The organism is Brevibacillus brevis NBRC 100599, from assembly GCF_000010165.1.
In the GTDB taxonomy this organism is placed as follows: domain Bacteria; phylum Bacillota; class Bacilli; order Brevibacillales; family Brevibacillaceae; genus Brevibacillus; species Brevibacillus brevis_D.
Map to the genome: position 1 here is coordinate 1241790 of NC_012491.1, position 21658 is coordinate 1263447.

At 47.0% G+C, this 21658-nt stretch carries 23 protein-coding genes; 13 read left to right on the plus strand and 10 right to left on the minus strand.

The window, feature by feature from the left end:
* Positions 1-8 precede the first annotated feature (8 nt).
* The 4 genes from BBR47_RS06440 to BBR47_RS06455 form a co-directional block, all read right to left on the minus strand.
* On the minus strand, positions 9-527 hold the full coding sequence (locus BBR47_RS06440; protein ID WP_012684940.1) for a DUF3231 family protein: 519 nt from the start codon (positions 525-527) through the stop codon (positions 9-11).
* Positions 528-649: 122 nt separating this feature from the next.
* A complete protein-coding gene (locus tag BBR47_RS06445; protein WP_012684941.1) occupies positions 650-1006 on the minus strand; it encodes a DUF2512 family protein in 357 nt (118 codons plus the stop codon).
* A gap of 247 nt (positions 1007-1253) precedes the next feature.
* The gene (locus BBR47_RS06450) at positions 1254-2240 is read right to left on the minus strand and encodes a hypothetical protein (RefSeq protein ID WP_012684942.1); all 987 of its coding nucleotides are present in this window, start codon (positions 2238-2240) and stop codon (positions 1254-1256) included.
* The gene (locus tag BBR47_RS06455; protein ID WP_012684943.1) at positions 2230-2808 is read right to left on the minus strand and encodes a sigma-70 family RNA polymerase sigma factor; all 579 of its coding nucleotides are present in this window, start codon (positions 2806-2808) and stop codon (positions 2230-2232) included. The genes BBR47_RS06450 and BBR47_RS06455 overlap by 11 nt, the downstream gene beginning before the upstream one ends.
* A 187-nt stretch (positions 2809-2995) precedes the next feature.
* Here BBR47_RS06455 and BBR47_RS06460 point away from each other — a divergent pair, with 187 nt between their 5' ends.
* The 6 genes from BBR47_RS06460 (at position 2996) to BBR47_RS06485 (ending at position 8291) form a co-directional block, all read left to right on the plus strand.
* Positions 2996-3724 (plus strand): amino acid ABC transporter ATP-binding protein, encoded by a 729-nt coding sequence (locus BBR47_RS06460; RefSeq protein WP_012684944.1) that lies wholly within the window; start codon positions 2996-2998, stop codon positions 3722-3724.
* A 33-nt stretch (positions 3725-3757) separates the two neighbouring features.
* Positions 3758-4609, plus strand: coding sequence for a transporter substrate-binding domain-containing protein (locus tag BBR47_RS06465; protein WP_012684945.1), 852 nt, complete (start codon positions 3758-3760; stop codon positions 4607-4609).
* A gap of 96 nt (positions 4610-4705) precedes the next feature.
* A complete protein-coding gene (locus tag BBR47_RS06470; protein ID WP_012684946.1) occupies positions 4706-5359 on the plus strand; it encodes an amino acid ABC transporter permease in 654 nt (217 codons plus the stop codon).
* Positions 5360-5374: 15 nt separating this feature from the next.
* Positions 5375-6025 (plus strand): amino acid ABC transporter permease, encoded by a 651-nt coding sequence (locus BBR47_RS06475; RefSeq protein ID WP_012684947.1) that lies wholly within the window; start codon positions 5375-5377, stop codon positions 6023-6025.
* A 76-nt stretch (positions 6026-6101) separates the two neighbouring features.
* Complete coding sequence (locus BBR47_RS06480) at positions 6102-7370, plus strand: sensor histidine kinase (RefSeq protein WP_041749792.1); 1269 nt, start codon at positions 6102-6104, stop codon at positions 7368-7370.
* Positions 7371-7373: 3 nt separating this feature from the next.
* Positions 7374-8291, plus strand: coding sequence for a response regulator (locus BBR47_RS06485; protein ID WP_012684949.1), 918 nt, complete (start codon positions 7374-7376; stop codon positions 8289-8291).
* A gap of 54 nt (positions 8292-8345) precedes the next feature.
* On the opposite strand, the gene BBR47_RS06490 is transcribed toward BBR47_RS06485, so the two are convergent.
* The 4 genes from BBR47_RS06490 to BBR47_RS06505 are packed head-to-tail and all read right to left on the minus strand — an operon-like array spanning position 8346 to position 11770.
* On the minus strand, positions 8346-9071 hold the full coding sequence (locus tag BBR47_RS06490) for an ABC transporter ATP-binding protein (RefSeq protein ID WP_012684950.1): 726 nt from the start codon (positions 9069-9071) through the stop codon (positions 8346-8348).
* Between the two features lie 4 nt (positions 9072-9075).
* Positions 9076-9882, minus strand: a complete 807-nt coding sequence (locus BBR47_RS06495; protein WP_012684951.1) for an ABC transporter permease — start codon at positions 9880-9882, stop codon at positions 9076-9078.
* 17 nt (positions 9883-9899) lie between these two features.
* Positions 9900-10481, minus strand: a complete 582-nt coding sequence (locus BBR47_RS06500) for a nitrous oxide reductase accessory protein NosL (RefSeq protein ID WP_041749285.1) — start codon at positions 10479-10481, stop codon at positions 9900-9902.
* Positions 10478-11770 carry a right-handed parallel beta-helix repeat-containing protein gene (locus tag BBR47_RS06505; RefSeq protein ID WP_012684953.1) on the minus strand — a complete coding sequence of 431 codons (1293 nt, stop codon included), beginning with the start codon at positions 11768-11770 and terminating at the stop codon, positions 10478-10480. The genes BBR47_RS06500 and BBR47_RS06505 overlap by 4 nt, the downstream gene beginning before the upstream one ends.
* Before the next feature lie 369 nt (positions 11771-12139).
* On the opposite strand from BBR47_RS06505, the gene BBR47_RS06510 reads away from it, so the two are divergent.
* Both BBR47_RS06510 and BBR47_RS06515 read left to right on the plus strand, forming a co-directional pair.
* The gene (locus BBR47_RS06510) at positions 12140-12451 is read left to right on the plus strand and encodes a hypothetical protein (RefSeq protein ID WP_012684955.1); all 312 of its coding nucleotides are present in this window, start codon (positions 12140-12142) and stop codon (positions 12449-12451) included.
* A gap of 73 nt (positions 12452-12524) precedes the next feature.
* Positions 12525-14099 carry an FMN-binding glutamate synthase family protein gene (locus tag BBR47_RS06515; protein WP_012684956.1) on the plus strand — a complete coding sequence of 525 codons (1575 nt, stop codon included), beginning with the start codon at positions 12525-12527 and terminating at the stop codon, positions 14097-14099.
* A 181-nt stretch (positions 14100-14280) separates the two neighbouring features.
* On the opposite strand, the gene BBR47_RS06520 is transcribed toward BBR47_RS06515, so the two are convergent.
* Together BBR47_RS06520 and BBR47_RS06525 are read right to left on the minus strand one after the other, a co-directional pair.
* Positions 14281-14811 carry a peroxiredoxin gene (locus BBR47_RS06520; protein WP_012684957.1) on the minus strand — a complete coding sequence of 177 codons (531 nt, stop codon included), beginning with the start codon at positions 14809-14811 and terminating at the stop codon, positions 14281-14283.
* A 75-nt stretch (positions 14812-14886) separates the two neighbouring features.
* Complete coding sequence (locus BBR47_RS06525) at positions 14887-15771, minus strand: hypothetical protein (protein WP_012684958.1); 885 nt, start codon at positions 15769-15771, stop codon at positions 14887-14889.
* A gap of 255 nt (positions 15772-16026) precedes the next feature.
* Between BBR47_RS06525 and BBR47_RS06530 the strand changes: the two genes are divergently transcribed.
* The 5 genes from BBR47_RS06530 (at position 16027) to BBR47_RS06550 (ending at position 21654) form a co-directional block, all read left to right on the plus strand.
* Positions 16027-18114, plus strand: coding sequence for a TerD family protein (locus BBR47_RS06530; RefSeq protein ID WP_041749793.1), 2088 nt, complete (start codon positions 16027-16029; stop codon positions 18112-18114).
* A 214-nt stretch (positions 18115-18328) separates the two neighbouring features.
* Positions 18329-19177 carry a HesA/MoeB/ThiF family protein gene (locus BBR47_RS06535; protein ID WP_012684960.1) on the plus strand — a complete coding sequence of 283 codons (849 nt, stop codon included), beginning with the start codon at positions 18329-18331 and terminating at the stop codon, positions 19175-19177.
* A 30-nt stretch (positions 19178-19207) separates the two neighbouring features.
* Positions 19208-20068: a HesA/MoeB/ThiF family protein gene (locus BBR47_RS06540; protein WP_012684961.1), complete on the plus strand. Its 861-nt coding sequence runs from the start codon at positions 19208-19210 to the stop codon at positions 20066-20068.
* An 8-nt stretch (positions 20069-20076) separates the two neighbouring features.
* On the plus strand, positions 20077-20526 hold the full coding sequence (locus BBR47_RS06545) for a DUF441 domain-containing protein (protein ID WP_012684962.1): 450 nt from the start codon (positions 20077-20079) through the stop codon (positions 20524-20526).
* Between the two features lie 36 nt (positions 20527-20562).
* The gene (locus tag BBR47_RS06550; RefSeq protein WP_012684963.1) at positions 20563-21654 is read left to right on the plus strand and encodes an alpha/beta fold hydrolase; all 1092 of its coding nucleotides are present in this window, start codon (positions 20563-20565) and stop codon (positions 21652-21654) included.
* The last annotated feature ends 4 nt before the right edge of the window (positions 21655-21658 follow it).

Here is a 21658-nt window from a genome sequence, read left to right on the forward strand (position 1 = left end):
CCTCCTGTTTAGGCATGGACAAGTTCTGGAGTTTGTATATGAAGAGGCGGCGGAACCAACCAGCCTTTTTTTTTTGAAATGCGGAGCAATCTGAGGCCAAATTGAGCTTTTGCAACATGGTATTGACCAAAAAGCATTCCGATATCTTCTCGGATGGATTGTGCCATGATTTGACTGCAGGCAACCAATCCGGCAGCAATGTCTCTTGAAACACCGGCAGCGATCTCAGGGTCATTCATACGGGCACCGGCTGGAATACTTTCCAGATTCGCTACCGGTCGATCCGGTGGGGTAGGTGGCAACCCAATGCCATTCACTTTGAGCAATTCATCCAGCTGTTCCACTTCTTGTTTCATGCTTCGCGTAATGTCTTCGAGGAAGCCTTTCAGATCATGATCACCAGTATGGTTGAGTGCTGTTTGATAACCCGCGAGCAAGCCCTTTGTCGTTGACAGATACATCCATACTCCAGAAACCTCGCCATAATGCATCGGTTCATTTTGCGGATTGCCTGATAAAATGCCCATTAATGTCCTCCCAGTACTCAGTAGAGTTTTGATATCCATTCGGGTTCTCCTAACTTTGTAATGTAACCCAAAGATAAGGTTTACAAGGGGGACGGGATCTATCCGCTTTAGGAAGAGGAGAATTATTTTCCGGGTTCTTTCTTGATACGATTATGATCGTATATTCCCAAAAAGCGATGGTACACAAATTCAGCCACACCTAAAAGGGCTACCGTAATGATCAACTCGCCAAAACTTAGTGGCCAATTCATCCATCTGGCAACTGCCCATAAGTAAATAGCAGCGATCACTGCATCTGCAATCGTGGCCGTAACATTATTGGTTGCACGCAATATCAATTGATCGCCAATCAGATAAGCAATGACGGTCAAGCCGAGTGCTGTTAAAATAGCGGATGTCCAGGTTGCATTTGTAAACAACCATAAACAGGCGACGACAATAATGCCGTTAACAGCAGTCTTGATTAAAAATCGAGTCATTTTTACTCTCCTCTACTTCCAGTTTATAACAAAGAGATTTTCAGCCACTTTCCTATGTGAAAATAAGTGTCTCGATGCTTACTGTTTTACAAAACAACAAGGTTTATGCGAATGCTGTCTGGCCCCGGTTTGAGTGGGGGTAGCAGAGGGAAGCTCGCCTGCGGGGATAATCCCTTATGACGAAACAAAAAAGCAGCCAGTCCTCTTTTGCAGATACAAAGCAAGAGAGGGCTGGCTTTTCATATTGTTACTGCTGGCTTGCTTTTGCAGCCTGGACCAGCATTTCTTTGGAAACGGTTGGCGAATCGGTAGCTATACGATACATGATCGGTTGCTCTCCATCTTGATCCAACCAAGACAGCTCTTGATACTGACCGGATTCACTAAACAAGAACTGGTCGTTTTTCGTGTAATGCGCTTTTTTTCCGCTGACAGTTACTGCGTCGTATTTCGTTGTTTCTGGTGTGCTCAATTGTACATCTAGCTGTTCTTTCGGGAATTTCTCGACCGTAACAAAGATACGTTCTTTTTGCTCGTTCTCATACAGACTGGTATACGCTTGGATAGGAGAAGTCGCTTGTGGAACGACTTTCCATACGACATTTTTACCTGTTTCCTTGCTTTCTTCTTGAAGCTCATGCAGCCACTGCTGTCCTTCTTGACCCATCATGACACCGTAGGGAGTACCCTGTTTGCCTTCAAGGAAGGAAAAGCTGTCAGGAAGCTGGTGTGGCAAGGCATGTGAGAGAGAAGCTTCTTCACTGAGGACGGCAGTCCATGCTTTCCAATCTTTCACCACATCCGGCTTTTCGATGCCAATCATGGGGTTTTGTTGAAAGAGAGGGTGCTTCTCTTTTTCAAGCGCTGCGAAGTAGACAAGGGCAGTCTCGCCTGTTGCCAGTTTGTTCTCAACGCTTGCCAATTCCAGACGGATTTCTTTAGGGGTTATTTGTGTCAATGTAAAATCCTTACGTGCTTGAACTTCCATTTGGACAGAGCCTTCATCAATTTTGTACAACAAGCTGTGTGTCGCATAACCAAAACCAGTAGTCAGGGCGAACGCTGCTGCAACATGTACCAGCTTTGGACGAAAGCGCATCCCTTTGTGCAAACGCGGCTTGCCAGCGAACTCCTTTTTGGCTAATCGTTCGATTTTGCTATCCAATGCAGGATCAATGTGGACCTTCCCTGCTGCCAACTCATACTCATTTCTCAGCTTTTTTTCAATGAACATGAAAAGATGCCTCCTCAGGATTGATTCGATGCTCAAAATGCTCTCTCAACTTTTTCATTGCCAAGTGATGTCTCGATTTCACCGTTCCGAGCGGGATTTGAAGAATCGCAGCAATTTCCTCCAAGGAACAGTTCTGATAGTAACGCAGTACGACGATTTCCTTGAGCTTGAAGGATAATTTCTCTACGGCAGGAATGACTTCCAGCTCATCACTGATCGCCCCCAGCTTATCCTCCATACCTGCAACAGGTGCTTCGTAGCCTTTTTCCTTTACCCGCTCCAGCAGGCGGAACCTTCGCCAAATGCTCCGATTCCAGTTGCGAACCTGCCGCACAATCAAGCCGTTGAACCATGGGATAAAGGGCTGCTCCACATCGTACCTGTCAATGCTTCGAATCAACTCCACGTACACTTCACTCATCATGTCGTCTACATCCTGTTTGTGTGGCGCCAGAAAATAGATCAGATTGTAGGCGTACGTGCGAGTTGCTCGATAGACTTCTTGAAAAGCTTCTTCCTCTCCTTGGCGCATCCGGAAGAGCCAAGGCTTTACATTTTCCTCTTTCATAGGCCGGCCTCCATTCAGGTCTTACATAATATATTGGCTCCCATTTGCCTGGGAGGTTCACTTCGTTTTTTTATTGTGTGTTATTAGAAAATTTTAAACAGAAAAACTTTTCTTTGTCTTTTTCAGTAGTTTTGAGTAGTTCGACATTAGTATACAAAATAAGACATAGAGCAAGGGGGATTTAAGGTTGATTAGTTTTCATCAAGTAAATAAACATTACGGAAGCTTTCATGTCCTCAAGAACATCAACCTGCATATCAACCAGGGAGAAGTCGTCGTGGTCATTGGCCCGTCAGGATCGGGTAAAAGCACGATGGTTCGTTGCATCAACAGATTGGAAACGGTTACAGACGGAGAGCTAGTGGTAGACGGGGTGAAAGTGAACGGTAAAAACACCGATATCAACAAGCTGCGTCGGGACATCGGCATGGTGTTCCAGCACTTCAATCTATACCCGCATAAGACCGTACTGCAAAACATTACGCTGGCACCAACCAAGGTACTGGGCGTATCGCAGAAGGAAGCCGAAGAAACAGCTCTCTACTATTTGGAAAAGGTAGGGATTCCGGAAAAGGCGGAAATGTTCCCAACGCAACTATCTGGCGGTCAACAGCAACGCGTAGCAATTGCGCGTGGACTGGCCATGCGACCAAAAATCATGCTGTTTGACGAACCGACCTCTGCACTGGACCCCGAGACAATCGGAGAAGTGCTCGATGTCATGAAGAAGCTGGCGAAGGAAGGCATGACGATGGTGGTCGTGACGCATGAAATGGGCTTCGCCCGCGAAGTCGCAGATCGCATCGTGTTTATGGATCAGGGCACGATTCTCGAAGATTCGACACCAGAGGAGTTTTTCGCAAGTCCGCGTGAAGAACGTGCGCGTTTGTTCTTGAGTCGGATTTTGAATCACTAAAAAAAGAAAATGATAGAGAAAAGGGGTATTCAGATGAAAGCAAACAAGCTGTGGAAAAAGGTAGCAGGTATGGGTCTCGTTCTGATGCTGAGCGCAACTGCGTTGGCAGGCTGTGGTGGGGGTAGTACAACAGAAGGCGGCGCAAAAGGTACACCAGCTGCAGCAGGTACAGGCACATTGGCAAAAATCAAAGAAAGAGACAAATTCGTAGTCGGAGTGAAGTACGACCTGAATTTGTTCGGCTTGAAAGACCCGGCAACCGGAAATGTAGAAGGCTTCGATATCGATATTGCGAAAGCGATCGCAAAGAAAGTACTCGGGGACGAAAACAAAATTGAGCTGAAGGAAGTAACCTCCAAAACGCGTATTCCGATGCTGAAAAACGGAGAAATTGACGCGATCATCGCAACGATGACCATTACAGAAGACCGTAAAAAAGAAGTAGACTTCTCTGATGTGTACTTCCTGGCAGGTCAATCTTTCTTGGTGAAAAAGGACAGCCCAATCAACGGTCTGAAAGACATGCAAAAAGGCATGAAAATCGTGACCGCAAAAGGTTCTACTTCTGCGAAAAACATCAGAGCGAGTGCTCCTGACGTAGAAGTACTGGAATTCGAAAACTACGCGGAAGCCTTCACAGCACTCAAAGCTGGTCAAGGTGACGCGCTGACAACTGATAACGCTCTCCTGTACGGCATGGCGAAGCAAGATCCGAACTACCGTGTAACAGAAGAGACCTTCACGGAAGAGCCATACGGTATTGCAATCAGCAAGGGTGACGCTGAATTCGTGAAAACCGTGAACGATCTGCTGAAAGAAATGAAAGAAAACGGTGAATACGACAAGATTTACGAAAAATGGATCGGAACAAAACCTAAAAAATAATGCGGTTCGACTCCATAAAGAATGAGCGGTTTACTCTGCCGCTCATTCCCTTATATTCCTAACAGAATTTTGCACACAAGGAGGATCGCATAAGAGATGATCGATTTTTCTATCTTGTTTGATCACATGGATATGTATCTCAAAGGCTTTTGGAACACCTTGCAGGCGAGCCTGCTTGCTCTCGTTGGGAGCTTTGTACTGGGGACGCTCTTTGCGATCTTTCGGATTTCTCCCATTCGACCACTCAAGTGGATCGCTACGGCATACATCGAGTTTGTGCGTAATATCCCGTTGATTCTCGTTGTTTTCCTCTTTTTTGTGGGCTTGCCGGCCATTGGTATCATACTGGAGCCTTTTATTGCAGGTACGCTTGGTTTGACAGTGTATACCGCAGCATTTATCGCGGAGACGATACGTGCAGGCATTCAGGCGATTCCAAAAGGACAGACAGAAGCCGCTCGTTCCTCGGGATTGACGTACGGACAAACGATGCGCTATATCATTTTGCCACAAGCGATCAAGGTCGTGATCCCGCCGATGGGCAACCAGTTTATCAATCTCGTAAAAAACTCCTCGGTATTAGGTGTGATTGCAGGTCTTGACCTGATGTACTATGGAGATCTGATTTCCGCTGATACGTTTGTTACCTTTGATGTGTACATCTTTGTAGCTGTTTTCTATCTGATTCTGACCCTTCCGTTGAGCGCGTTCGTCAGTTATTTGGAGCGACGCTTGGCTGGAAGCCGCTAAGGAGGAGGGGACATCATGGACTTTACCGGAGCATATGCGCCCAGTCATTTGACCTTCCTGCTCGAAGGCTTTTTGGTCACTTTGCAGGTCGCTTTCTTGTCAATTGTCTTCAGCTTTACGATTGCGATTATCGTAGGGGTTTTGCGTTACGCAAAAATTCCTGGAGTCTCACAAGTTCTCGGGACAATCGTAGAGCTGATTCGCAATTTGCCGCTCTTGTTGATTATTTTCTTTACGTATTTTGCTCTCCCGGAAGTGGGAATCAAGCTGGACAAGTTTTGGGCAGCTGTTCTGGCGTTGGTTATTTTCGAAGCAGCGATGTTATCGGAAATCGTGCGAAGCGGTTTAACTTCGGTCGAAAAAGGACAGATTGAAGCTGCACGTTCCTCAGGTCTGAATTATGTCCAGACACTGTGGCATGTTGTCCTTCCACAGGCTCTCAGAAGGATGGTTCCGCCGATTGTGAGCCAATTCATTTCGCTCTTGAAGGATACATCGCTGGCTGTCGTAATCGCTTTGCCAGAGCTGATGAACCATGCGCAAATCATCAACGGACGCAATGTTAACTATGTTATTCCGACCTTCTTGATGGTGGCAGTGATGTACTTTGTCGTCAACTACGCGCTGTCAGTCGTCTCCAAGCGACTGGAAAATAAGCATGCGTAAGCGTTTTATCTTTGCAGATCTCCGATTCTTAGTAAAATAAGAATAGGAGATCTTTTTCCGTGTGAAAGGAGCAGCTATGCGAGAACGCCTTTTGATCCTGTTTATTATCATGCTGGCAACTGCTTTTTTTGGAGAGATGAAGGTAAACCCCGTAGGAGGGTCTTTTCGTTTTTCCTTGGGCATCGCTGCTTTCTTTTTCGGATTGCTGTGGTTTTCGTCCGTACCTGTATTGCTGACGGGTTTTTTTACAGGGACGTTTATCTTCGGATTTCGCGTCGGTATGGATGTCTTTTTTGCGTACCGTCCATACATGGAGAGTGTGGCTGCTCATCTTCCCTCCGCCTTTTACTATTTCAGCTTTACGGTTCTGTTTTATTTGCTCCGTGCGCGAAGGTATCGCGAGTTTCCTCTATGGTTAGGGCTGATAGGTGCATCTATTGATTTCATCTCCAATGTGGTAGAGATCCAAGTACGACAGTATTTCACTGATTTTCCGCCGATCACTTGGCAGAGCTTTTTGATGCTTCTCTTCTTTGGGGTCTTGCGTAGCTTTTTTGCTGTTGGTTTGTACAACAGCTTTTCGATCAGGCAGTTGCGGGCAGTGGGAGAGGTGCGTCAGCAAGAGCTGGAGCGTCTGCGGATGATCAATACGGAGCTGTATGAGGAAGCCTTTTACTTGCGCAAATCAATGACGCATTTGGAGGAAATCACGCGTGAGAGCTACCAGCTCTACAGGCGTCTGCTCACCTCGGAGCATGCGGAATCCCCGACGGCCTTGGCGATTGCCGAGAATGTACATGAAGTAAAAAAAGATTCGCAGCGGATGCTGGCGGGGATTTCCAAGCTAATCAATCAGGAGGGACTAGCACCACAGCTGCCGATCAAAGAGCTGTGTGAGCTGGTTGCTCGGGCGAATCAGAAGTACGCAGAGATGTTGGGTAAGGATATTCAAATCGAGTGGAGCTGTCACATCAACCTGTCTACCAGCCAAATCTATGCGCTGCTCTCCGTGCTAAATAACCTGGTAGCCAATGCAGTAGAGGCGATTCCCATGTCGGGACGGATTGAGCTGAATGTGAAGCTGATTCATCGTCATCTGGTGTTCAGTGTACTTGACAGTGGTCCGGGAATCCCGCTGGAAGAGCAGGAATGGGTGTTTCAGCCCGGGTATACGACGAAATACGATGAAAAGGGAAATGCATCTACCGGAATTGGACTGACGCATGCCCGAGGAATTGTCCAAAGCCTACAAGGAAGCTTACGTATTTTACCTGATCAAAAGCAAATGACACACTTAGAAGTGCAAATTCCGACTGACCAATTGCTCGGAAAGGAGGGAGTGTAAGCAATGATACGTTTCTTTTTAATTGAAGATGATGCCGTAGTGCGCCGCATGCTCGAACGGATTATTCAAGACAGCGGGTTGGGTGAAATTGTAGGACAAGCCAGCGACGGCAGTCACGTTTCGATTGATCTACTGTATGGGGTCGATGTCATTTTGATCGACTTGTTGATGCCGGGACTCGATGGCATCCAAACAATCAAAAAGTTGCAGGCAGATGGCTTCGCGGGCCGCTTCATTATGGTGTCACAGGTGGAGAACAAGGAAATGATCGGGGAGGCTTATTTGCAAGGAATTGATACCTTTATTCAAAAGCCGATCAACCGCCTTGAAGTCATGGCTGTGCTAAAGCGGGTATCGGATTACTTGACGCTGGAAGCCTCTCTGCAAACCATCCGCAAATCCTTGCAAATCTTGGATGTCAAAGCAAAAGAACCACATACCAGCGGCTTGAAAAGTCAGTCATCCGATCAGGATATGCTGGCACAAAAAGCGAGAAAGCTACTGTTGCAGCTAGGGATCGCAGGTGAGGCGGGGGCTCCCGATCTGCTATTGATCATGGAATGGCTCGTACAGGATGAGCGGCAAGGAGACAAGCTGCACGAATTGCAGCTCAAGGAACTGTACACACAAATTCTGCTGAAGGTGCATGCCAGCCTGAATGAGCATGGAATTACCAAAGAGGTGCGTGCCATGGAACAACGGATTCGCCGGATGGTCCTGCAAGCCTTTACGCATCTTTCCTCATTGGGGTTGACCGACTATGCCAACCCGACCTTTGAACACTTTGCACCACGACTGTTTGACTTTCAAGAAATTCGCCAACGGATGCAAGAGCTGGAGGCGGGCGAAAAAACGACGAAGTGCCGGATTAGTGTGAAAAAGTTTTTATCGGTCTTTTATATGGAAGCGAAGGCGCTATAAATAGCAAAAACGCGGGAGTCGATCTAAACGATCAAATCTCCCGCGTTTTTTTATTCATGCCTTTGCCTGATTCACAAGCTCGGAAAAAGCACCATACAAACCAATTGCCCCATACTGCTGCTGGTACTCCTTTATCGACCCATCACGCACGATTTTCCCATTCATCAAGAAAATTGCCCGATCCGCTACCGCATCTGCCACCTGCAACTGGTGTGTCGTAAAGAGAACGGATTGACCCGCTAGCTTTACTTCCCGCACGAGATCGACAAATGCATCCATCCAATACGGATCGAGTCCGTTGGTCGGTTCATCGAGAACGACGAGTGCAGGCTTTGCCAATATCGCTTGGGCAAACAAGAGACGCTGCTGCATGCCTTTGGAGAACTGAGACACTCGTTTGTTTCTCACTTCATGCAGTCCCACCATTTTCAGTAGCCGATCCGCCTCTTCGGCGGTGCGATTGCGCAGGGAAGCGTAAAACTCGAGCGTTTCTTTCGCGGTAAGTCCGGCAGAAAACGTAAAGTGATCCGGCATATAACCGATTTCTTGAAGATACTCTACGCGATTATCGTTCCAGTTTAACCCGTTGAGCTGAATGGTTCCCGAAGAAGGCGGGAGAATACCGACCAGCATCCGCAGAATCGTACTTTTCCCTGCGCCGTTCCCGCCGCATAGGGCGACGACTTGGCCGGGTGGAATGTTCATACTGAATGGGTGGACGATTGTTTTCCCATTGATTTCCTTAGTGACCTGGTCGATGGTAAGTCCTAACGTATTCATTGCATTACCTTCTTTCCCATACCCGGATGGCTATGAACAAGGTCGCACTGATCCAGAGCAGACTGAGTGTGACAAAGATGAGATCACCAAGTGGAGAATCAGCCCAGTACACCCATTTGTAGTATTCAGGTCCAAAGATCGAGCCACCGCCTAATCTGGCAACGGAAAAGATTCGTACAAACTCCGCTGGGTTGAGAAACGTTGCGAGCTGAAGCAGAGGCTTGATCCATGTATAAGGGACGAAGCTGAGCACAGAGATGAGAAGAGTAGGCCATGCCAGAATATAGAAGAACCAGATGCTGACTCCCATCGTCAAAGCCTGCCAACGGTTTTTACTAATGGCGCCAATCAGCATGGCAATTCCCAAAAATAAAAGAATGAGACAGATGGAAAAGGCAAGCAAAAACAAAAGTGTTGAGAATGCAAAGCTTTTTCCTAACAGCATACCAGCTACACCAGACAACCCATACCCGAAGCTGACGATCGCAACTAACACGAGTGCTTGTCCCAAATATTTCCCCACCAAAAACGAAAAGGTCGTCATGGAGTAGGTAGAGAGGAGCTGCCAGCTACCCTCTTCTTTTTCCGCCGTCAAGGAAAAAGAGGAGAGAAGCATTGTCATCAGTGGCAGCAAATACAAAATCAGATTCAGCATGGTACCTGTCGTATACGTATAACCCTTCATGTAGGACTGCGATTGGATAATCAAGAGCCCCAAACTAAACAGGGAGAACAGAGCCATAAACGAGTAGGACCATGGATTGCGAAAGCCTACCTTCACTTCTCGTTTGGCAATCAGATTGATGTGCAAAGACTCCACTCCCTCTGTTAGTTATGTGTGGTTGGGGTAGTACTATTGCTGCCGTGATCGGCTGGCTTGCTTTCGTGACCGCCATGATGTTGACCTTCGGAAGACTGACCGTCTTTGTTCATGTGCTTGCTCATGCTATTTTCCCAGCTATGATTTTTCAACTCATCCGCACTCATGACAATACCTTTCTTTTGTTCCTGAACGAAGCTGTCTGCAGCAGACTTCTCTTTGAAAGAGTAGATGCCATATGTCATTGGCGTTTTGAAGTCTTTGTCGTAAGCGTAGGTAGCTTTCTCTGCTTTTGTCCATTCTGCTGTGTAGTAATCGCGGACAAATTGTACAGCCACGTTATCGGTTCCATTCTCTTTCATCCAGTTGTTCATGCAGCCGAGATCATCGAACTTCAGTGCTTTTCCGTCTTTTAAGACGATTTCAGTAGCATTGTAATCGTTAGGGACATGCATTTTGCAAAGGTCGCATTTGTCTACGCCTTCTGCGATATCCACAGGTTTCGGCTCTTCGCTTCCGCAGCCGACCATAAGCAGGCTAATGCCGAGAATTGCTCCGATTGTTGTACCCCATTTTTTCATTTTGTTCATGATTTTCTCACTCCTATATAAATGATGGAACAGCTTCCTACTAACAAGATAAGTCCAAGAATGCCTGCACCCCAACTGCTCGTTTCCCCGGATTCAAGTAGCACGGTGTCCGAGGGTTGCATTAAAGGAGATGCGTCCTTGATTGCTGAACCGGCCCCACTTGTAAACAAGCCTTCCAGAAATACAAATCCAGGGGCTTGGAAAAACAACTGGTAGGCAGGAACCGCATCGGTCAAACCTAGGTAAAAAGGATTCATCTCGTAAGGTAAATCACTGCGAGAATCCCCGTTCACATCGAGTCCTTGCAGATTGTCCCAGTAGTTTTTGTTTAAGTTGTTGTTCTGACTATCCTGGGCTTGCGCTTGGATGACGTTGGAGACAAATTGATTATCGGTTAATAAGTTGTCAGAAGAGGACAAAAACTGCATGCCGATAAAGTTGAGACTGAGTAAATTGTTTTTAACCGTAATACCGGATGATTGCTCTAAATACAGTCCAACGCGGTTCCCCTCAATCGTGTTGTTTGCAATCAGCGTATCCTGTACGGTAATAAGAAGAATTCCTTGCGAACCAGGATTTTTTTGCTGTTTCAAAAATTGATTCCCGGTAACCGTCAATTTGCGCGACTCCATAAGCTGGGAGCCTGTCACATTTTCCATTCCAATGTTGTTGATGACCGTCGTATCAGAGGTGCCCATGAAATGATAGCCGTACCGCGAGCTCGTCACCAGATTTTGTTCCAAATGGTTTCGATCGCTATTTTCGACATAAAAGCCATCTTCGACATTCGTCACCTGATTTTTAATGAAACGGTTATGATCCGATTCACGCACGTCAATTCCGTTTCCTCGTCTCGCTTTTTCCGTTTGCTTTGGCTTTACTTCAGGCTGTGCTCCGTGATTATGTCCAGAACTGGTCGTTGGGCTGCCATCACCTTTGATTTTTCCGATGACTTGAACGTTATGCAGCGTGTTGTAGTCTGCTTGCCGTAATTGAATACCGATCCCTTTCGTTTCAACGATGACATTTTCCAGGAAGTTTTGATCCCCACGGATGACAAGAGCGGCTACGTCACTGTTGATTCGCTTGTCCACGATATGGATTCCTTGCACGCTCACATTGTCGCTTTCAATCGTGAGTGTTGCCTCTTCCTCGGTCGGATTGATGATCTTCACTGGATCATTGGCTACCAATTGAATCGGCTTGGTAATGCGGATCGGACCTTTGTACAAACCATACGGGATGATAACGGTATCGTTAGGGCGTGCTTGATCAATCATCGCCTGCAAGGAGTCAGTATCCGCAGGCGTCGCCTTTGCTGCGATAGGCAGCTGTAGAGCAACGATACAAATGACGGAGACGAAAAGTAGCGGGAGAGATAATTTTCGATTGTTCCATCGTAATGACAGGGTGCATCCTCCCCTATTCCACTAGAGAGCTCTCTTGTTTATTGCCGGATCATCGGCTGCTAGCTACATTTAGGATAACAGCCTCTTTTCATTTTCGTATGACTCAACCGGGCTATAAAACGTGTCAAAAAACGCAACGATTATGAAAAAATGGAAGGATCGAGAGGTTTACACCTGAGGTGGCATTGTACAATCGAAGCGGTCATACTAAATCAGAGAGAAGGAAGAGACGAAAAGGAGAGACGATAAATGGATACAAACATAGAAAAAGCACTGCGTACGACGCTGGAATATTGGGATCGGATGAAAAAGAGCCACGAGGACGACGCGGAGGACGATGCGAATCAGTTTGAGGCTTCGTTTTACCGCATGATGGATCACATTCGCGAGTGGTACGATCAGCTGGAAGTGAAGCCTGATACACTAGAGGGTGCACTGCTTCTTCCGGACATGGTAGAGGTTGCAGAGCAGCTGCCTGTAGAGATCATGCTGAATTTTGAAACGGAGCTGGAATTGATCGTAGATGGGCAAATTCGGGAGGATGATGAGAAATACGATTAAAAACAGAGAACTTGTTGCATCCTATCCTTGACATGATTTACTAGAATATTGTGTTTGGGGAGGGTAAACACAAGTGGTATCTACTTTGTTATGCGTCATTATCATCATCCTTCTTCTGCCACCCATTGTATTTTTTGGTTATATGTACGCCTTGTCTAAACAGCCGAAGCACTCCATTATTCGTTCCCATCCTTTTTTGGGGTGGATGCGTTATTTGCTGGAAAAGCTCGGGCCTGAGTTTCGCCAGTATTGGTTTGAATCGGATACAGAAGGGAAGCCGTTCTCCCGTTCTGACTTTGTCGGAATGGTTTATGCGGCCAAGTACAGGACCGACCTGATCTCGTTTGGTGGAAAACGCGATTACGAGGAGCCCGGCTTTTATTTGTCCAATGCGATGTTCCCGAGGCTGACGAGTGAGCTGCGGGTAGATAATGAAAAAGTCGTCCCTGGAAAAAAGTATGAGATTACCCATGAGGGACTGTTTACAAGAAGAGAAAAGTTAATCGAGGAACTAGAGGTTAAGCCGTGGATGCTACATGACGAGGATGTCATTGTCGTGGGCGAAAACAGAAGGCAGCCCTGGCGGCTAAAAGGGATGTTCGGTGCTTCAGCTACCTCCTTTGGAGCAGTGGGAGAAAACTATATCATGTCCGCTGGGTATGGGGCACGTATGGCAGGCGGCTCTTGGATCAATACAGGTGAGGGTGGCGTTGCAGAAGTTCACCTCTCTACAGGTGTAGATATTATTTCGCAAATCGGGCCGGGGATGTTTGGTTTCCGTGATGACAAGGGCAAGTTTTCCATCGAAGAATTCAAGAAAAAGGCAAGCATCCCGAACATCAAAGCGTTCGAACTGAAATTTCATCAAGGGGCCAAAATACGCGGAGGGCATCTCGAGGGCGCCAAGGTCACGGAAAAAGTCGCAGCAGCAAGGCTGGTACCTGTGGGACAAACAGTCAATTCACCGAACCGCTTCGAGTTCCTCAGCAATCCGGATGAAGCCTTGCGTTTCATCGGTAGTTTGCAGGAGGCGGGAGGCAAGCCGGTCGGAGTAAAAATCGTCGTCGGCGATCCAAAGCGCTTGGAGCATTTTTTTGAGAAAATGCTGGAGCTGTCCATTTACCCGGATTTCATTACGGTTGACGGCTCTGAGGGCGGTTCAGGCGCAATGTTCAAGGCAATGGCAGATGGCATGGGCTTGCCGCTGTTCGCCGCGCTCATCATTCTCGATGATACGATGCGGAAATTCGGTGTCCGGGACCGCATCAGGATTTTTGCTTCCGGCAAGCTCGTTACTCCTGACAAAGTAGCGATCGCCATGGCATTGGGAGCGGATTGCGTCAACTCCGCGCGAGGCTTCATGATTGCAACTGGCTGCATCATGGCGATGCAATGCCATACAGGCAAATGTCCGACAGGAGTCACTACGACGGATTCCAAATACCAGGAGGCGCTGGTTCCAGCAGAAAAGCAGTGGCGTGTCATGAACTATATTTTGCAGTTGAGGGAAGGCTTGTTCTCGCTGGCGGCAGCATGTGGTTTGGAGAGCCCGACCGAGCTTCGGAGAGAGCATGTTGTGTTTACCAACGAAAGCGGGGAGACTGTGCGTGTGGTTGACTTGTTTCCGTACCCGGTCGCGTCTAGATAATCATTTACAGAGAAGATAAATAATGGTATGGTGAAAGAATCAGGCTATAGTACACCTTCCTTCTAACCCAATCCGATATTAGGGGTACTGCTTTCCTGATTTTTTTTATGCCTATTAAAAAATGAAAAAGGCCGTATGATCCTGTGCAAGTGATCATGCGGCCTTTGTTTATGTCTAGTGGCTAGGAGATCGTGTTTTGTCCCGGCTTCCAGTCCATTGGGCACAGTCCGCCTGATTGTAGAGCTTCGATCACACGGAGCGTTTCATCTACGCTTCTGCCAACCTTGGAGTTGGAGATGACTGCGTATTGCAGGATGCCTTCTGGATCGATGATGAAGCTGCCGCGCAGCGGAGCTTTGGTTGCTTCGTCCAGCACACCGTATGCCATGGTCGCTTCTTTGCTGTAGTCAGAAGCGAGAGGGAAGGAGAGTGGACCGATGCCTTCACTTGCTCTCATCCATGCTTTGTGTGTATGTATGCTGTCGCCGCTAATGCCAAGCACCTCGACATTTAAATCCGTGAACTCCTTGATCCGGCGATTGAGGCTGAGAATTTCGGTCGGGCATACTTTCGAAAAGTCAAACGGATAAAAGAACAAAAGAAGCCATTTTCCACGATAGTCTACCAAGCTCTTTGGCAGGGGAAATCCGTTGTCAAATGTCACGGTGTCCATCGTAAAATCAGGTGCAGGAAGTCCAATACGTGCTGTCATAGTCCGATCTCCTCGTTTCTGATACCGTATGTCAGGTACTGGTAACAAAGTATCACGAATGATAAGGAGAATCAATTAGTTCTGAATATCAGAAGTGTAGTGGAGTTTTTTTGCATCGTTCTTTTGGAGAAGGAAGAAAACAATTGGAATAAAGGAAACCAAGAAACAACAGGCGGCGATAATCGGAAATACGGACATTTCCAAAACAGCACGACCGAGATAGGTTTGCCAGCCGATTGCAGCCAAACCGAGCAAGTAGGCGATGCCCGTGAGATGGATGAATCCAGTACGAGCAGTGGATACATGCTTTTTACGTTCCGCTAACCAAGCGACAAAAGGTACTGCTTGCAGAGCATGAAAACCAATGCCATGGAGCCAAATGATATTCCCTTCCTCTCCGACCACTCGACCATAGTTGAATGAAATCCAGAGGCCTGCCGCAAACGAGAGCATAATCGCAATCATGGCATAGCGGATGCTAATGGCTAGCTCTGGGTGTAGGGAATAAGCTTTTCTTCGGAAAAACTGAATGGCAATGAATACATAAAAGAGGACCAGGAGAAGAGCCACAAAAGTAAAAATGGAACCAACGGCGACGTCGAAGGGTGTACCATTTTTGACGAACCTCGGGTCCACACCGCGGAAGTTTTGTACGGTTTCCGCTCCGTAAGAATAGAGAGCAAGCGGGATATAAGACCAGCGAAAGATAGCTCTACTTCGTGTACCCAAGGCAGATAACGGAATGATTGCGGCTGTCGTCAATAAAAATATTCCGAGTGCGGCATTAAAGGAAAACACTTTCGAGACATCGCCATTAGGAGCGACGGGTCCTCCGTGAAGCATGACCCAGATTGCGCATATAGCAGCGAGTAAGAAGCCAAGCAAGCCGGTATACACTAACCATTTCTCCCCTTGAAAGAAAGGGGGGGCTGAATGACTTTTCATAACAGATTGCTTCATGAATCGAGTCTCCCTCCAGTAAAGTTTTGGTACTCTGCTACTCACTTTACAGGGATGAAGAATGCGGAATAACGGGCAGCGGAATGAAATCGAATTAGGACTGGGGACGGATTTATGTCTCGTTCCTGAGGGAGAACTTTACCATCAGGGAGAATTGAAGTAAGATGGATAAAAATTACAAAAAGGAATAAAAAATCAGGCTATTGTACACCTTCCTTCTAAGCGAAAGGTTTCCTGATTTTTTTCGTGATGCCAATGAAAAATCAAATCTACCTTCGCCGGAAAAATAAAATCATCGTACATCAGGGGCAGCATGAACTGCCTACCTCTTATTTAGCTGCGGCTTTGCGCAATATAGAGAGCTTGGGCTATACCTTTTCACTGGAATTGCTAGAAAGAATCCGTACGCTGTCGGAAGGAGAGTTTTTTGCGCTCTATTCGGATGTGGTAGCTGTGCTAAAAGTAAAGATCGGGGCATCCCGCCAGTACAAGCCGATGTATCCGAATTTTCCTAAGCAAGTCATGGAGGCTAGCGAGGGTGAGCTGTTTGTAAATGCAATCATTCATTATTTGACATTGGATCTTCCTGTGCACGAAGTGAAAAAACGTTTGCCTTTGCTAAGAGAATCTCGCCTGAAGCTGATTCATTTGGGCACAGATGAAGAGCTGCTGCAGGTAGGAATGAATTTGCTGCGCGCCAATAGCTCATTGTCTGCTACTGATAAGGAAGACTTGGAGGGCTTGATTCAGGCCTATGAAGGAATCGCAGAAGCTCTGCCGACAGAGATTCCTCAAAAGGAAAACGTGGCGATCGCTGCTAGCCTGCTGCTCAAATATGACAAGCTTCCTGCTGCTTTTTTTGCTCACTATTACAAGACCGCAACAGATGTATTGCGTCTGGCAGTGGCGCTGTCTGATGGAGATGTGAGCTTGGCAGAGCCTGCAAAATTTCACAAGTTCAAACGCGGGGAAAGAAGGCTGCTCCTTGGCCTACTGGAAGCCAGCTTGAATATCGTTGAAGACATGAATCGTTACAAAAACAGATGGATTCGTCTCGGGGAAATCTTGCATCCGTTTGAATATAAGGATCGCTACCCGAAAGCGGCAGAAGCATTCGATATTTTGCGCAACAATCACAAGATCGAGACGTTCAATAGCCAAGTAGAGAAGGCGCTGGTCCGTGCGGATGTGAATACGGCGATCAAGCTGCTCGAACAGCGCCCAGGGGAATTCGCCCGCCGTCTGGATCATTTGTTGCGCCTGACAGAGCAGGGGAGTCCAGTCCTCACTGCCTTCGAGAAAATTGCGGATGGTGTATCGACTCCAGTTCTTTTGCAAGTCATGAATCACTTCGACAAACGGGATAGCTACGGGGAATGGCGAACCTTTTTTCCGAAAGGGCAGGTGGCGAAAGTACAGGCAATCGAAAACCGAGTGCCAGGCTTGCAAGAGGACATCAGACAGAAGGCAGCGGATATTTGCCGGACAGCGTTGTTAAACCGTTTTGCCCAATTGCCGTCGCTGGGCAACGTCTATATCGATCCGCGACTACAGGAGCATCTCGTTCCTTTTTCGATGCGCTCCGCCAGCAAAGCGTTGCGCACGATTGCACGCGGCTCCCGTCTATCGATCCCGGGTGGAGGAACGATTCGCTTTTTCCTGTGGTGGAGGGAAGGGAGCGTCAACGATGTCCCTACAGGCAGAGTCGATATCGATTTGTCTGCCGTGCTCTATAGCAAAGACTGGAAGTACATGGAGCATATTTCTTATACCAATCTGCGTTCCGACAAGTATCAAGCGTACCATAGCGGGGATATTGTGGAGGCTCCCGAAGGCGCGTGCGAGTTCATCGACATCGGAATTGATTCTGTCATCCGCTATGGTGGTCGATATGTCGTAATGAACCTGTATTCGTTTTCGAGTCAGCCTTATTGTGATTTGCCTGAATGCTACGCAGGCTGGATGATTCGGTCGGCGCCACAGACAGGAGAAATTTTCGAGCCGCAGACGGTACAGGACAAGATTGATCTCGCCGCAGACACGCGGATTTGTATCCCGGTCATTCTGGATCTCATGGAGAGAAAAGTGATTTGGACGGATATCGCCCTGAATTCCGATCCGCGTTTTGCCAACAATGTGGAGTCTAATGCCGGAGGGGTGGAGCTGATGGGAAGAGCGCTCACCTCGTTGGTGAAGCCTACCCTGCATGAGTTGTTCATGCTTCATGCACAGGCGAGAGGGACGCTGATTGATCAAGCAGAAGAGGCAGATACGGTATTTTCCTTGGAGGAAGGGATTACGCCGTTTGATACGGAGATCATCATGGCGGATTTTATGCAGTAAGGTTAGGGGAGTGTAAGGCTTGGATTCGGTATTGTACCGGACTCAAGCCTTTTTATTTTGTCTATTCTAGCTGAAAATTTTTCTCCTATGTTCATGGAAATTTCAAATAAAACCCAATTAATAGTCATAACGAGCTATTTTTTTGCTAGTAACTGGAACTCTATAATGTCAAAGGTAAATGGACAATTCAATTTGGAAAGAGGAGGAAAAAGGATTGGAAATGGATTCGTTTTATTGGGAAATGGTCAAGAAAAATATTGGCGTGTATACCACTGAGGAACAAAAACGCTTAAAGGACGGAAAGGTCATCATATTTGGACTCGGTGGGGTCGGGGGAATGGAAGCGATTCTTTGCGCCCGCATGGGGATCGGGCATGTCACCGGAGTAGATCCTGATGAATTCGAGGTTTCTAACATCAATCGTCAGATGCTGGCTACGGTACATTCATTGGGTAAATCAAAAGCGGCGACGGCTGAAGAAGTTCTTCAATCCATTAACCCATACATATCTATTCGATGCGTCCAAGCAAATGTCGATGAAGACAATGTGCTTGAACTGATGAAAGGGCATGATCTGGTGATTGAAGCAGTGGACGATATACCCTCCCGTGTCATCATCCACCGGACCGCGCGTGAGCTGGGCATACCAAGCGTGGGCATGTCAGGGAGCCCCCCAACCCGAGGATTTGTCTCATCCTTTTTTCCAGACGGCATTTCGTACGAAACAGCATTGAACATCCCAGGAGCAGGGGAAAAGTTGACCAATGAAGCGTTACGCCAAGAGATTGCTGACATAAAAAAAGCCAGGGCCTGGCACTCTGTCAAAGAAGGAGCTCCAAAGGAATGGGCAGAGGATTTTTGTGAGGGAAAGGCTGGCTGGATTATTACACCAGTTCGCGCTCATCTCATATCGCTTTTCAGCTTTCATGAAGCCGTGCAAATCTTGACGGGCAGAGAACCGTTGGCACGTGCACCCAAAGGAGTTCTCATTAATCTAGATACGGACACACCGGTAAAAGTGACAACTCCCCCTGATGGAACGTGGAACTATGCAACACTATAACGATTTTGAAAGAACAAAGGAGATGATCGTGTGTCATTGATAGAAAATAGCCAATTATATAACAATAGTTTTACCCGCAATTTCGGAATCATTACGAGTAAGGAGCAAGCCAAACTGCGAAATGCAAGAGTAACGGTGGTAGGTGCAGGCGGTGTGGGAGGAATCACATTGATTCAACTCGCCCGGATGGGTGTAGGGAAGCTTCATGTCATCGATCAAGACTCGTTTGAGGAAAGTAATCTCAATCGCCAAATGCTCAGCTTTGTCAGCAAAATCAACTCTCCCAAGGCGGAAGTAGCGAAGGAAATACTTCACGATATCAATCCAGAGCTGGAAGTAAAGGTAACAAGGGAGTTTGTTACCGAAGAAAATGCACATGATCTGCTGGGTGATACAGATGTGATTGTAGATGCTACGGATAATCTGGTTGCACGGGTAATCATTCATAGAACAGCAGCCGATATGGGGATTCCTTCCATCTGGATTGCGGTAACACCACCTTTCCGTGGAGGAGTCATGTGCATGACCCCGGACTCCTTGCCCTATGAGGTCGCCATGAGACACCCTTCTTACAAACAGCCTCTCACACCAGAGATGCGTGAAAAAATTAGTCAGATCAAAGACGAGCGTGCAAAGTATTCCGTATCGCAAGGCGCTTTGCCTGAATGGGCAGATGCCTATGTAAAAGGAGAGGCTCCATGGGCAGTGCTTGCTCCGGTAGCGAATATCGTCGGCGTATTGGCTAGCTTTGAGGCATTCAAACTAATCATTCAGAGACCAAACCTATTGCCAGCCGTTGCTCCCAATCTAGTCAAAGTCAATTTAGCTTCCGTCCAAATGGTACAGGTGGAAGCCCCGGCAGAGGGAAGCTGGGATAACACGCTACTATAAGGACTCCTATGTTGCATACCACCATTATCTTACTGGTAATCGCCCTCTTGTCATTAGTGGCAAAGGATCTGGTTCTCGTCTACGCTTCCCTCTTGCTGCTCGGATTATCTTTGTTAAAAGCAGTGCCTGTCATGGATGCAATCCAAAAACCAATGTTCCATGTGGGTCTGTTTTGTCTAATGGTATTCTTGTTGATTCCGATTGCCAAAGGAAAATATGATTTCATCTCCCTTGGTAAGGAAATGGTCAGTTGGAAAGCAACGATAGCCATTTTAGCAGGTTTTATCATCTCTTATGTCGGGGGAAAAGGCTTAAGTATTTTGCCAGATCAACCGGTTGTTTTCATAGGCGTAACAATTGGAACACTTTTGGCCGTGCTACTGTCAAATGGGCTGCCCGCAGGCTTAATCATTGCAGCTGGATGCATTGCGTTGCTGTCGAGAATCTTCAATTTCTAGGACCCTCTAAATCTAATTTGAAAGAAGTGCCAAACTATGAATTTCAATCATCAAATGAAAAATCATTTTCTTATGCTAGTCATATCTTTAGGCCTGCTTGTTCAAGGGTGTTCAACTCCTGATTCCCCCCATCAAAATAGTAAAACACAAGCTCAATCAGTAGTGGAATCAACCAGTGAGATCGTAACGGAAGAACTGAAAGTGCCAAGCATCGATCAGGACGTCTCCTTGTATGTGAGGCATATGAGTGCGAAAAACAAGGAAAAGTTCGCCAGCAAAGAGGTTGTGTTGTTTCTTGAACCGTTTAGCGTACCTACTGCCGAAGCTTTCGATGTTCCGGGATTCTCCTGGATGGAGGAATACGCAAAGCAAGGCTACGACACTTGGGCGATGGACTTCCGAGGGTTCGGGCATTCTACCCGACCAGTTGAGATGGATCAACCACCTGTAAAGAATGCTCCTGTCGTCCGTGCTACTGAGGCGGTAAAAGATCTGGAGGCTGTCGTCCAGCACATAAAGAAAACCCGACAAGTGGATAAAATCAGTATCGTAGGATGGTCATGGGGTGGAGTTGTTGCAGGGATGTACGCGACTGAACATTCCGATGATATTGAAAAACTCGTGCTTTATGGTGTTATGCATGGTTTTTCTTTGCCTTTGATGGCAACTCCGTTTGAAGCAAAAGGGAAGCCAGGTGAAATTAATCCCCAATTACCAGCATATCAGGTTGTCCAGTTTGACAAGGCCATGCACCATTGGCACATGATGCTAGATAAACGTGATCTGGTTTCTGGTGAGGCAATGAATGCTGTATCCAAGGTCTTCGTAAACGCTGATCCTAACAGCAGCAAGCAATCTGAACAGTCCATCCGCCGTCCAATGGGACCTTTGGTAGATCTGTATTACATATGGACGGACAGACCCATTTTTGATGCGGCGAAAATTACGACGCCAGTGTTGATCATTCGAGGAGATCTAGACTTTTTTGCCGATAAGTCCCTCTTCCATAAGCTGACCAATTCATCTGCAAAACAAGAAGTGGTTATCAAAGATGCCACACATTGGGTGTTGTATGAAAAAAATCGTGCTCAGCTCTTGCGTGAAACAGACGAATTCCTGAAAAAGTAAGTAA